The 12,048-nt window shown below is 43.4% G+C and carries 12 protein-coding genes; 3 read left to right on the top strand and 9 right to left on the bottom strand.

The window, feature by feature from the left end; genetic code table 11:
* Window positions 1–70 precede the first annotated feature (70 nt).
* Window positions 71–1,456: a DUF2254 domain-containing protein gene (locus N5C46_RS18130; RefSeq protein ID WP_261749689.1), complete on the top strand. Its 1,386-nt coding sequence runs from the start codon at window positions 71–73 to the stop codon at window positions 1,454–1,456.
* Between the two features lie 14 nt (window positions 1,457–1,470).
* On the opposite strand, the gene N5C46_RS18125 is transcribed toward N5C46_RS18130, so the two are convergent.
* The gene (locus N5C46_RS18125; RefSeq protein WP_261749688.1) at window positions 1,471–2,433 is read right to left on the bottom strand and encodes a helix-turn-helix domain-containing protein; all 963 of its coding nucleotides are present in this window, start codon (window positions 2,431–2,433) and stop codon (window positions 1,471–1,473) included.
* A gap of 333 nt (window positions 2,434–2,766) precedes the next feature.
* A complete protein-coding gene (aspA, locus tag N5C46_RS18120; RefSeq protein ID WP_261749687.1) occupies window positions 2,767–4,197 on the bottom strand; it encodes an aspartate ammonia-lyase in 1,431 nt (476 codons plus the stop codon).
* A gap of 248 nt (window positions 4,198–4,445) precedes the next feature.
* On the opposite strand from aspA, the gene N5C46_RS18115 reads away from it, so the two are divergent.
* Entirely contained in the window at window positions 4,446–4,811 is a 366-nt protein-coding gene (locus tag N5C46_RS18115; RefSeq protein WP_261749686.1) for a cytochrome-c oxidase, read from the top strand.
* 149 nt (window positions 4,812–4,960) lie between these two features.
* Window positions 4,961–5,383: a VOC family protein gene (locus N5C46_RS18110; protein ID WP_034764171.1), complete on the top strand. Its 423-nt coding sequence runs from the start codon at window positions 4,961–4,963 to the stop codon at window positions 5,381–5,383.
* Window positions 5,384–5,431: 48 nt separating this feature from the next.
* Here the strand turns inward: N5C46_RS18110 and qoxD are convergent, their stop codons facing one another.
* The 7 genes from qoxD to N5C46_RS18075 form a co-directional block, all read right to left on the bottom strand.
* On the bottom strand, window positions 5,432–5,728 hold the full coding sequence (gene qoxD, locus N5C46_RS18105; RefSeq protein ID WP_261749685.1) for a cytochrome aa3 quinol oxidase subunit IV: 297 nt from the start codon (window positions 5,726–5,728) through the stop codon (window positions 5,432–5,434).
* On the bottom strand, window positions 5,728–6,339 hold the full coding sequence (qoxC, locus tag N5C46_RS18100; RefSeq protein ID WP_098349987.1) for a cytochrome aa3 quinol oxidase subunit III: 612 nt from the start codon (window positions 6,337–6,339) through the stop codon (window positions 5,728–5,730). The genes qoxD and qoxC overlap by 1 nt, the downstream gene beginning before the upstream one ends.
* A 2-nt stretch (window positions 6,340–6,341) precedes the next feature.
* Window positions 6,342–8,303 (bottom strand): cytochrome aa3 quinol oxidase subunit I, encoded by a 1,962-nt coding sequence (gene qoxB, locus N5C46_RS18095; RefSeq protein ID WP_261749684.1) that lies wholly within the window; start codon window positions 8,301–8,303, stop codon window positions 6,342–6,344.
* Window positions 8,304–8,319: 16 nt separating this feature from the next.
* Entirely contained in the window at window positions 8,320–9,330 is a 1,011-nt protein-coding gene (qoxA, locus tag N5C46_RS18090; protein ID WP_159362797.1) for a cytochrome aa3 quinol oxidase subunit II, read from the bottom strand.
* A 372-nt stretch (window positions 9,331–9,702) separates the two neighbouring features.
* Entirely contained in the window at window positions 9,703–11,226 is a 1,524-nt protein-coding gene (locus tag N5C46_RS18085) for a multicopper oxidase family protein (RefSeq protein WP_261749683.1), read from the bottom strand.
* 51 nt (window positions 11,227–11,277) lie between these two features.
* A complete protein-coding gene (locus N5C46_RS23235; protein WP_272501214.1) occupies window positions 11,278–11,514 on the bottom strand; it encodes an SHOCT domain-containing protein in 237 nt (78 codons plus the stop codon).
* 231 nt (window positions 11,515–11,745) lie between these two features.
* On the bottom strand, window positions 11,746–12,027 hold the full coding sequence (locus N5C46_RS18075; protein WP_034764181.1) for a glutaredoxin family protein: 282 nt from the start codon (window positions 12,025–12,027) through the stop codon (window positions 11,746–11,748).
* Window positions 12,028–12,048: the final 21 nt, after the last annotated feature.

The raw sequence follows: 12,048 nt of genomic DNA, 5'->3' as shown, positions 1-12,048 counted from the left end.
GGAAGTTTTAACCGTGTTTGAGAGGGAAAACTAACCCATATCCATTTACTAGAAAGGAACCGTTTCGATCATGTTGAAAAAAATGCTTCCATTATCCATCAGAAAATATTTTCTCATGTCAAAGCGGCAGCGCAGGCATGAAATCAGGCTCACCATTTGGTATATGCCTTTTATTTACATATGCCTGTCCTTGCTCATGGTTGCCGTTACCCTTTATTTAGATCTCTCTCTGGAAGTGTCACAGTACACGTCTGATTTGTTAAGTATGGATGCATCCGTCACCCGTATCCTGGTGAGCACGCTCATAGGAGGCATTCTGACACTCAGCGCTTTTACACTTAACTCCTTGCTCGTCGTGCTGACGATGTTCAGCGGCCAGTTTTCACCAAGGATGCTGTTGGATTTCATTTCGGATAAACAAACACAGCACGCCCTCGGCATTTTCAACGGAAGTTTCGTGTACGTACTCCTCCTTTTCCTTTTTATCGGAAGTTCAAAGAAGGAAATGTTTGTTGCTGCCCCGCTCATGACGATCGGACTGGCGTTCCTCTCAGCCCTAACGTTCATCTTTTTCATTAACCATGCGTCGACGTGGATGCAGGTCCATAATATTACGTACAATATGAAGCAGGTTTCCGAAGTGATGATCAACCAGACTCTGAAGAAAGACTTAGAAACTCACCGTACCGCGGATAGTGGGGACATCATGGAGAAAGAGAAAAGGAATATCGTTCACGTGACGTCCAGAGGGTCGGGATATATACAATTGGTCGATTTTCAGGGGATGATCCAACGTGCACAAGAAGAGAACATTGTCCTCAAGCTTCATTACAAAGTGGGAGATTTCGTTCTCGCCGGGAATGAACTGATGAGCCTGTGGGGGCCGGAAACTGACCATATCTCCACTGGTTCATTCCTTTCATTCATTGAGATGGGGCATAAAGAGACCGAAATCCAGGATCTGCAGATGGGGATCCACAAACTTGCGGAAGTGGCGATAAAATCACTGGGAAATGACGATCCCAAAACCGCATCAAACACCATCCACCAAATGGCGGACCTGATGCTGACGGTGGAGGATCAATTATCCTTCAGTCCCTATCTGATCGATCACCAGAAAAGGATCCGTGTCATTCTCCAATCAGAACCGTTCGACTATTATCTTTACCGGGGATTCGGTTACATTCGACACTACGCTAAAGACAATCATTTAATTATAACGGAAATCGTGCGGGCATTGGCTCTTTTAGCAGAATCCATTCAACCATCGAAGCATAAGGATCTGTGGGAATTCGCCTGTAATACGATTGATCATATAGAAAGAGAGGTCATCTATGAGCTGGATAAGAGCTTTCTCCTGCAGGAAGTCCATAAGCTTGCTCGGCTCACCCAAAACCTTGAGGAGTATGAGAAAATCGAAACGAAATTCTACCCGGCCGCCAATGAAAACACGTAAAAAGCTTCTTCCCTTTATACGGGAAGAAGCTCACTGTTAGCCCTATATACATGATTCAACAACAAACTGTCTTCCCCATGTGCCGGGACACCATGCTTCAGTAAACTATCCGCCGTTTGAAAGGCTTCTTTTGCCTTCCTATCATTCCTCACATCACGATACACATTCCCCAGATTCATATAAAGGATCGCTTTTCTTCGATAATCATGAAGATGATCACAATGCTCAAGCCAATCTCTATGTTTAACTTCTAATTGTTCAAGGTTCTCTTTCCCTTTCTTCGCTTCCGAGACCAGTTGAACCGTCGCAGCATCAATGCAGCGGGTGAAATTCAACGTTTCTTTAAAATGATGGAGGGAAATCCCACCATGATGGATGGCCGCCTCATGTTGATCCAATTGTTGATGGGCAAGAGCCATGTGGTAGTGATATTCGAAATTGGTGTATACCTTTGCGTCAATTTTTTGTAAAACGTCGATTGAGGCTTTGGCGTCACCTTTTAATAGCTCGAATATTCCTTTTATATGGTAGTATAAGTGATGATCATACTCTCTCATATAATAGGACAAGCGTTTAGTTGAAAGTTGGTTTAAAAGAAAGGCCGCTTCCTGAACGTCACCCTTCCCCATAAGATAGCGGGCTTTGAGGAGCTTATAGGTACCGTTCAGTGTTTCAATCTTCACGAGGGGATTCTGCTCTATCGTCTCTTTCAATAATTCCACTTTCCCATGAATCCGCTTGATCATGGCCTCGTACCACTTCCCCAATTCGGTCTGTAACTTCTGATACGCATTTCGTTCATGTTCAATATTGATCCCCAATCTTTGATTAAAGAGATCCAGCTTATCTTTCGTAACATGCAGGTGACCGCTTTCAATCTTACTAATATGTCCCGGGGTACAAATGCCATCGCCCACTTGTTTCTGGGTCATCCCCTTAAAGATTCGGTAGTATTTCATACATTCCCCAATGTTCATGACTCAACCTCCAGGATGCCGTAGTAGAAAGTACATAACAGGTCTCACGCTTTATCTTTTATTATAGCGATATTGTTTTCTACTCCTATTATACTAAGAAATAATCCGTGTGAAATTGGGGTTTTCTTATGACGTAAGCCTTGGTAATCACAGTCCATATACCTATATTCCGCATTGGCATTCGCAAGATTCTGTTTAAATAGCCCCACTTTTTCAGAAAACAGGAATAAGCACCCACTCCCTTTAACCTATTCTATTATCCCAACTGGGGGCAGAAATGGTAGATATACAAAAAAACGCTCCGTCATTCATAACGGAACGTTTTTCATATTCTTATTCCCGATCAAACAGCACTCGACCAGCAATCCCCGGGTTCGTCATTTCATAAGGGTTCAAGATCAGGTCAAGCTCTTCCTCTGTCAGAACATCATATTCGAGACAAAGCTCTCTCACAGACTTCCCTTTCAGGATCGCTTCCCTGGCGATCCGAGATACGACTTCATATCCCAGGTGAGGATTGACCGCCGTGATGATCCCTACGCTGTTTTCCACATACTCTTTCATTCGCGTCTCATTTGCTTCGATACCGACAAGACAGTTGTCCGTAAAGCTTCTGAACGCATTGTTCATGATGCTGATGGATTGAAGGAGATTGAATACGAGCACAGGCTCCATTACGTTCAATTCAAGCTGACCGGCTTCCGATGCCAATGAGATGGTCTGATCATTCCCCATCACCTGGAAGGCTACTTGATTGATCAGTTCCGGCATGACCGGATTCACTTTACCCGGCATGATGGAAGAGCCGGGCTGTCTTGCCGGCAGTGAAATTTCACCAAGTCCGGCCCGTGGTCCGGAAGCCATCATACGAAGATCATTGGCGATCTTGGACATATTGGTCATACATACCTTCAGTGCTGCTGAAACTTCAGTGTAAGCGTCGGTGTTTTGTGTAGCGTCTACCAAATGTTCTGCCCCTGTCAATGGTAATCCGCTGATATCTGCAAGGTGCTTGACGACACTCTTGATATAAACAGGATCCGCATTCAAGCCGGTTCCTACTGCAGTTGCCCCCATATTCACTTCGTAGAGATGTTCACGGGTGCGTCCGATCCGCTTGATATCCCGTTCCACTACTCTGCTGTATGCTTCAAACTCCTGCCCGAGGCGAATCGGTACCGCATCCTGCAGGTGGGTACGTCCCATTTTAATGATGGGATCGAACTCCTGGGCTTTCTGTCTGAAGGCTTTCAGCATATGTTCCATCGTATCCAATAGCTTCTCCAGTAATTTCAAAGTGGAAATATGGATGACCGTCGGGAATACGTCATTGGTTGACTGAGACATATTCACATGGCTGTTCGGGCTCACCTTCCCATATTCCCCTTTACGGTGGGACATGAGTTCCAGGGCACGATTCGCAATGACCTCATTGGCGTTCATGTTGATCGACGTACCAGCCCCTCCCTGGATCGGATCCACGATGAAGAATTCATGAAGCTTGCCTTCAAGTATCTCATCGGATGCCTGCACGATGGCTTGGCCGATTCCGTCATAAAGACGCGTCGTCTCCATGTTCGCAAGTGCCGCCGCTTTCTTTACCACTGCCAGGGCATCGATCATTTCTTTATGAATTTTATAACCAGTGACCGGGAAGTTTTCCACGGCCCTTAGCGTTTGTATTCCATAGTATACATCTTGGGGTACTTCTTTTTCCCCGAGGAAATCTTTCTCTATTCTAAATCCACTAGTGACGTTTATCATTTCTCTACTCCCCATATTTGGATTGTCTCTCTAATTGATGATTCTATCAATTAGAGAGGGAGTAGGCAACGTTTTAGGGGCAAAACCATTAATTTCAAAAATTTCAAAAAAGCGCTTTCAGAATGTTTAAATGATCTTCCCGTTTTTTCAGAAAACGGATGCGTTAAACTTATTGTCATCTCACCATGACAGAACGTTCTACACGGGTCTAAATACTCATATATTACCAGTGAAGGAGGAGGATTCGTATGGGGATCAAACTGATTAAAATTTCTGTCGTCTACTTTATGATCGGTGTATGTATCGGACTGTATATGTCCATGGTCCATGACTACACCCTGACCCCGGTTCACGTTCACATTAACTTATTAGGCTGGACAGCACTGACGCTTGCAGGTCTCATTTATCACTTATTCCCGGCTGTATCAACCACGAAACTGGCCAAAGCCCACTTCTGGCTCCATAATGTCGGTTTGCCGTTGATGATGATCGGATTATTCTTGTTTGTACTTGGGAATGAAGCAGTCGTCCCGGTCATTGCTACAGGCGGGGTCTTGACGACAGTTGGTATACTGTTGTTTGGCATCAATATCCTGAGAGAATTAAAAGCTTGATCCAATTCGGAAAGCCCCTTTCGCCAGTTGGCAGGAAGGGGTTTTTAGCGGTTTTATTTTTTTGACTTTTCAAATTTTTATTATTTCATATGCCTACAAAGATGGTAAAATACAGAAGAATACCCAACTCAATTTTAGGAGTGATGTATATGTCGGTCAATGTTTACCTGAATTTCAACGGCAATTGCCGGGCTGCCGCAGAGTATTATGCAGAAGTATTTGAAACCGAACCACCACAGATCATGACGTTCGCTGAAGCACCCCCGCATCCTGACTATCCCCTGCCCGAAGAAGCAAAAGATCTGGTCCTACATACACGACTCACCATCGACGGCAGTCATGTCATGTTTTCCGATGTTTTTCCAAATATGCCTTTTGTAGAAGGAAACAACATTACCCTTGCCATCGTAAGCGATGACCCTGAAAAACTGATGGCCCGTTTCCACAAGTTGAAAGAAGGCGGTAAGGTGGACATGGAGCTTCAGGAAACTTTCTGGAGCAAGCTGTACGGTCAGGTCACCGATAAATTCGGCATTCAATGGCAGTTTAATTACGAAGGTCAGGATATGTAACAATGCAAAAAAAGAAGCTGCTGGAATCCCAACAGCTTCTTTTCTATTTTAATGCATACTGCTCAATACCCAGACAGATCCGGCCACGATGACAATCGCGATAAATGCCGCCGACATCATCTTACCTACCTGCCATCTGCCTTCACCTTCCGTTACGTGCATGAACATGAAGAGCTGGATGGCAGCCTGTATGAAGGCCAGGACGAATACGATCGCTACGATCAGTTCATATGCCATATTCGTATACAGTCCAAACCAGACGGCTAAGAACGTCAACGCAATCGATAAGATAAATCCAATGATCTGAGTCCAAGGTAATCCACTATGATTCGAATGTTGTGACATTATCCCACCATCCCTAGTAAGTACACGCTTGTGAACACGAAGATCCAGACAAAGTCCAGGAAGTGCCAGTACAAGCTTGATACAAATAGTTTTTTAGCGGTATCAGGATTCAATCCGCGTTGCTTCACCTGGAACATGACGAGAAGGATCCACAGGATACCCACTGATACGTGGAGACCATGAGTCCCGGTCAGTAAATAGAAGGATGACCAGAATGCGTTCGTGCCCATGGCAGCTCCTTCATGGACCAGATGAATGAATTCGGTGATTTCCATGTAAAGGAATCCGAGTCCAAATAATAATGTGATGACCAGCCAAACCATCATGGATTTGACATTACGTTTTCTTAATTCATTTATTGATAGACCAGACGTGAAACTACTGATTAACAGCAACAGCGTCATGATGATCGTATTCTTCATATCAAACACTTCACTTGGAAGCGGGCCACCCATGGTGCCTGCCTTCAGAGCGAAGAACGTTGCGAAGATCGTGGCGAACAATGCGATTTCCGCACCAAGGAAAACCCAGAATCCGAAGATGTTCAGTTTACCGATATCGGATTGATATTCAAGTGGCGTGTTTGGATCTATATTCGTACTATGTGCCATGCTCACGCCTCCCTCTTATACGGATTTTCAGTCTTTTCTATTTCTTCCACACTTACATAATAACCTTCATCCTGCTTGTGTGACATCATTGAACGGAATGCCATGCATCCGAAGATCCCCACAAGTGCTGCTATGGCCATCCAGAACAGTTCAAATACTAAACCAAATCCTGCAACGAAGAACAGTCCGGACATAATGAAAGGTGTGCCTGCATTGCTTGGCATGTGAATTGGTTGGTATTCAAAGTTGTCAGGAACCATCTTTCTTCCTTCTTGCTTCATATCATAAAATGCATCATGACTCTTCACTTCAGGTACATGTGCAAAGTTGTAATGAGGCGGAATGGCTGAACTTGTTGCCCATTCAAGGGTACGTCCATCCCACGCGTCACCTGTTGTTTCTCTCTCAGCAAAACGGTAGCTGTAATAGATACCATAAACGAGCACCATGAATCCTACTCCCATTCCGAAAGCACCAACAGAAGAGATCACATTCAATGCCGTCCAGCCATCTTCAGGACCGTACGTGTATACACGTCTTGGCATACCTGCAAATCCTAATACGAACTGCGGTAAGAAACATAGATTGAATCCGATGGAGAAGAACCAGAAAGCCCATCGTCCGATTCGTTCATTCATCTTATGACCAAACATCTTCGGATACCAGTATGCAAGACCCGCGAAGCAGGCAAATACAACACCGGCAATCAACGTGTAATGGAAGTGAGCAACCAGGAAGTAGTTATTGTGATATTGGAAATCGGCCGCAGCCATTCCAAGCATAACCCCTGTTACCCCACCAATTAGGAATGTCGGAATGAACGCGACAGACCATAACATCGGGACCGTAAATTCGATCTTACCTTTAAATAACGTACCCAGCCAGTTGAATATCTTGATTCCAGTCGGTATGGCAATCGCCATCGTTGAAATCGAGAATACACTGTTCACTGCCGCGCTTCCACCCATTGTAAAGAAGTGATGGACCCATACGACGAAGCTTAGTCCAGAAATCGCAACAAGTGAGATAATCATAGATTTATAACCAAATAGTGTTTTTCTTGCAAACGTAGCAATGATTTCTGAGAAAATACCGAAAGCCGGCAATATAACGATATATACTTCCGGATGTCCCCACAGCCAGAAAAGGTTTGACCATAGCATCGGGTCTCCACCACTCGTAAGCGTGAAGAAGTGGGAACCGAAAAGACGATCAAATGTCATCAGAGCCAGTGTGACAGTCAAAATCGGGAAAGCAAACACGATGATGAAAGCCGTGATCAACGTCGTCCATGTGAACATCGGCATGCGAAGAAGCGTCATGCCAGGCGCACGCATCTTGATGATGGTGACGACAAAGTTAATCCCCGTCAGTAACGTACCAATCCCCGATATCTGTAAGCCCAGCAGGTAATAGTTGATACCCGGTCCAGGACTACCTTCAATTGCAAGCGGTGCGTAGTTCGTCCAACCAGCATTCGGTGAACCACCGAATACGAATGAAATATTGAAAAGGATTGCCCCGAACATGAATGACCAGAAACTCAGGTTATTCAAATAAGGGAAGGCTACGTCCCTTGCACCGATCTGCAAAGGAACGACCACGTTCATCAATCCAAGTAAGAACGGCATCGCCATGAACAGGATCATGATCGTACCGTGAGTCGTAAAGATTTCATTGTAGTGCTCGGATGTTAAAAATGAGTTATTCGGCACTGTCAATTGTGCCCTCATCAAAAGTGCATCGACCCCTCCGCGGAAGAGCATGACAAGTGCAGCCAGGATATACATAATCCCGATTTTTTTATGATCAACGCTTGTGATCCAGTCGTTCCACAACCATTTCCACTTTTTAAAATAAGTGAGGACTGCAACGATTCCGATAACGGTGAAAACGATCGAAATGTTGGCTCCCAGAATCAACGGATCGTTGAGGATCAGATTATCCTTAATAAAATCAAACATTTAAAGTCCTCCTCTCTTAGTGCTCATGACTACCTTCGTCTTCATGATCGTCTTCCTTCTTCTTATCATCATGGTCCATGCCTTCATGGCCATCCATATCCATATTGCCATGAACGGACTGAGCATCTTTATCTGCTCCATCCACGGTAGTATCCAGTCCGTACTTTTGGCGGATCGCCATGGCATACTCGGAATTCTTACCATGATCGACAAATGCTAAGTGAGTAGATGAAAAAGTCATCTTATCAACCGTTTCTGGAAGCATCAGTTTTTCATAAGTGTCTTCCGTCAATTTCGGTTCGTCTTGTGCATCTTCTACCCAATCTTCGTATTTGTCCTGCTTCATCGCAACAAAATCAAACGTTTGGTGAGTCATTCCTTCACCTGTGAAGTTTGAATTCCTTCCATCATACGTTCCAGGCTCATCAGCCTGCAGATATAAGTCATTGACCATTCCAGGCATTCCATAAATCTGACCGCCGATTTGCGGTACCCAGAAAGAAGCCATGGAATCTGCCGCTGTTACTTTAAATAGAATCGGGTGATCTTCAGGAACATTGACATAGTTGACCGTTTCAATTCCTTCTTCAGGATAACTGAAGATCCATTTCCAATCGACAGCCGTCGCATGGATCACGATCGGGTCTTTATGAGAGGTCGCTTCCGGTGCATTTTTCAATTCATAAAGTGCCTTTGTATTCGGGATGGATAATGCGATGACGATCAGGACAGGAATCAACGTCCAAATGATCTCAAGGAATGTACTTCCGTGCATATCCGGTTTATAGTCACTATTCTTCTTACTGCTTCGATACTTGAATAATATGATTGTAAAGAATCCAAGTACAACAACCATAATGGCAATCATATAGTAGATGGACAGCATAATCAGATCTTTTTGAACGGCTCCCACCGGTCCTTTGGGATCCAGGATGATTAATTCGCTATCCGTACTGAAAATAATGATGAAAAATAACGAAATAAGACTTATTAAAACAATTAGATACGGTTTAAATTTATTAAACAAAAGAAATCACCTTCCTTTATGTAGAATTTACTCTCGTAGACCTATACTATCAAATTCTCTAATCAGGTACCCTCCATAACTGCATTTTTAAACAGATTTTCGAAATTTCGACGCATTTTATTCACAGAACGGTAACAATGTTGGAAAGAATTGCTCAATGGACAAAAAAATAACTCTCAAAGTTATCTGAGAATAACGTTGAGAGCGGTTTATAGGTTGATTATTTAGAATATTAATAATCATCACTCATAAAATGTGAACAGACCTAAAATTTTTCTCTGATTACCATTATGCTAATAAAACATTCATTATATATATCTGTATCCTCATGAACGTTTTATACCTCTCTTGTGGTAAATACTAATGATCGATTCAGTTAGGCTGATTCTTCTCTTGTCCGCCTAACTCAAACGGGGAATATACTCCTTCATAATCGACAATCGTCACCATTCCCCTGGCAGCATGATTGTTATCATGGCAATGGAATAACCATTCTCCCACATTATCGGCTTTAAAATAAATCACGTATTCCTCGCCTGGTTTCACATGAATTAAGTCTTTAACAATCGGTTTTTCAAATTCTTTTCCGTTCTTGGATTCCACCTGAAAACGATGACCATGAAGGTGCATGGGATGATTCATCCTGCCTTTATTTCTTAATGTGACTTTTACGATGTCCCCTTCTTGCACCTTGATAGGCGGTGTATCGGGAAAGGTCTTATCGTTAATTTGGAAGGACATGCCTTCTCCCATTGACATGCCCATGCTTAGATCCATGTCATAGGTAACATCGGGGTCAGGGGTTTTGTCGAAAATAAGTTCTTCACTCCCATATGAAATTCCTTTCGCAGTCCCTGCTTCCCTTGCAAGTGACGCTTCTTGATCGGCATGAGTCTCATTCGAAACAACTGGGAGAATCATGTCTTCTGCGTAGTCTATATTCTGTTCCTGACCAATGAATACCGTATCTTGATCGGGCTTCGTGAATTCCACATCCACTCTTTCGCCAGGGGCAATTTCAAGAACATTGGTGTTGTTATCATCAGAGACCACTCTTTCTGCATCATTCTCAATAACCTTCATCGATCCCTCCGGAAAGACCAACCGATGAACCTGGTATCCGGCATTCACGAATCTCAATCTTGCTTTTTCACCTGCTTCCATCACGAGGGGTTCAATGGCCTTTCCTGATTTTCCGTTCACGGTAAAGGTATCGTACATTTGTTTCGTATCTGCTTCACCGTCCCCGGACATGGCTCCCTTCATCATTCCTCCCATATTGGTGATGTCCTCTTTTTCTTGATTTACTGCCCACTCATCGAGGATGAAGACTTCATCCTTCTTATACTTTTTTTCCTTTTCTTCCACAATGAACGATCCATATAAGCCTTTGTCGACCTGTACGGAGCTTTGTTGATGGGAATGATACCAATACGTACCGGCATCTTGTGCAATGAATTCGTAGGTAAAGCTTTCTCCCGGCTGAACAGCATCTTGAGTCAAACCTGGGATCCCGTCCATTTTATTTGGCAGCAGGACGCCGTGCCAGTGAATGGTGACCGGTACATCAAGCTCGTTCTTAAGCTTAACTTGTACAAAATCTCCTTCCGTCACACGAATGGATTTTCCAGGAACCGTCCCATTATAAGTCCAAGCATTCACTTTTTTACCTTCACTGATCTGCCACTCCGTATCCTGAGCCGTTAATTCAAATTTTTTGACATGGCGGTCACCTTTTTCTTGTGCGCTTACGTCTAATATACTCGTCTCTCCGTCCGTCACTCCCTTGGGCAATGCCATTTCCCCATTTTTATACCAGGGTGATTGAAGAAAGACGAGCACCCCGATTGCCACTAATAACGTAATGAGTATGCTTCCAATCATTTTTCTTTTCATCGCTGCCTCTCCTAACCGTTTGTCGTACCAACCAGTCTTGCAAGTAGGTTATTACTCTTGGATTTTCCGTTTAAGTCGTTCGTATTCTTCTTCCGTTATTTCCCCTTTTGCCAGTCGGCCCTTTAATAAACTCAATGAATGTCGATTTGCATTCGGCGTCTGGTTGTTCTCTTTCGGCGTCTTGGCCCTCATCATCCAGACGAATACCCCCAAAATAGCTACGATCAATAGGATAAAAAGAAAACCTGTTCCAAAGAATCCGCCGCCCATTCCTCCACCATTCATCATAGAATCATCTCCTTAATGTTTTTTATCCCCATATACCCATTACGGTATTTTTTAAAACAAAAACCTCATGTAATATCTTGGAGACTCCTTTATTCTTTCTTCCCCATAAATGTGCAAATTTAATGAAGAAAACAACAAAAAACAAATCAGAAATGTCCTTGATTATCTACTGGACATTTCTGATTTGTATATTGCAGCCCTCTGCGTCATCCTTGAGCTGTTTTAATGAAGTTATTTCAATCCTAATAATTGCTTGATTTCTTCTTTATTGTTCTCAAAACCAATCAAATTCTTTACGACTCTTTTTTTACCGAATATACCTTTTTTATAGAAAGCAAAGGAAGGAACGATTCTGGAGCCGGATATTTCCTTGAGTTCCTTTTCGAACCTTTCATCTTCTCCTACGTTCTTATGGACATATTTGATGTTCTGCCCATTCAGGTATTCTTTAGCAGCTTGACAATCGGAACAGGTTGGTCTGGTGTAAAGCTCTAATTCAAGGTCATGACTCATGGTATTCGAAAGCTCCTTTCG

The organism is Rossellomorea vietnamensis, from assembly GCF_025398035.1.
GTDB classification, from domain to species: Bacteria; Bacillota; Bacilli; order Bacillales; family Bacillaceae_B; genus Rossellomorea; species Rossellomorea vietnamensis_B.
Note: the sequence above shows the minus strand (reverse complement) of the source record. Positions and strands in the feature narration are given on the sequence as shown.

Excerpts from the sequence above, each read along its gene's own strand:
- N5C46_RS18130 (WP_261749689.1), top strand. The coding sequence starts at position 71 with ATGTTGAAAAAAATGCTTCCATTATCCATCAGAAAATATTTTCTCATG.
- N5C46_RS18125 (WP_261749688.1), bottom strand. The coding sequence starts at position 2,433 with ATGAACATTGGGGAATGTATGAAATACTACCGAATCTTTAAGGGGATG.
- aspA (WP_261749687.1), bottom strand. The coding sequence starts at position 4,197 with ATGATAAACGTCACTAGTGGATTTAGAATAGAGAAAGATTTCCTCGGG.
- N5C46_RS18115 (WP_261749686.1), top strand. The coding sequence starts at position 4,446 with ATGGGGATCAAACTGATTAAAATTTCTGTCGTCTACTTTATGATCGGT.
- N5C46_RS18110 (WP_034764171.1), top strand. The coding sequence starts at position 4,961 with ATGTCGGTCAATGTTTACCTGAATTTCAACGGCAATTGCCGGGCTGCC.
- qoxD (WP_261749685.1), bottom strand. The coding sequence starts at position 5,728 with ATGTCACAACATTCGAATCATAGTGGATTACCTTGGACTCAGATCATT.
- qoxC (WP_098349987.1), bottom strand. The coding sequence starts at position 6,339 with ATGGCACATAGTACGAATATAGATCCAAACACGCCACTTGAATATCAA.
- qoxB (WP_261749684.1), bottom strand. The coding sequence starts at position 8,303 with ATGTTTGATTTTATTAAGGATAATCTGATCCTCAACGATCCGTTGATT.
- N5C46_RS18085 (WP_261749683.1), bottom strand. The coding sequence starts at position 11,226 with ATGAAAAGAAAAATGATTGGAAGCATACTCATTACGTTATTAGTGGCA.
- N5C46_RS23235 (WP_272501214.1), bottom strand. The coding sequence starts at position 11,514 with ATGATGAATGGTGGAGGAATGGGCGGCGGATTCTTTGGAACAGGTTTT.
- N5C46_RS18075 (WP_034764181.1), bottom strand. The coding sequence starts at position 12,027 with ATGAGTCATGACCTTGAATTAGAGCTTTACACCAGACCAACCTGTTCC.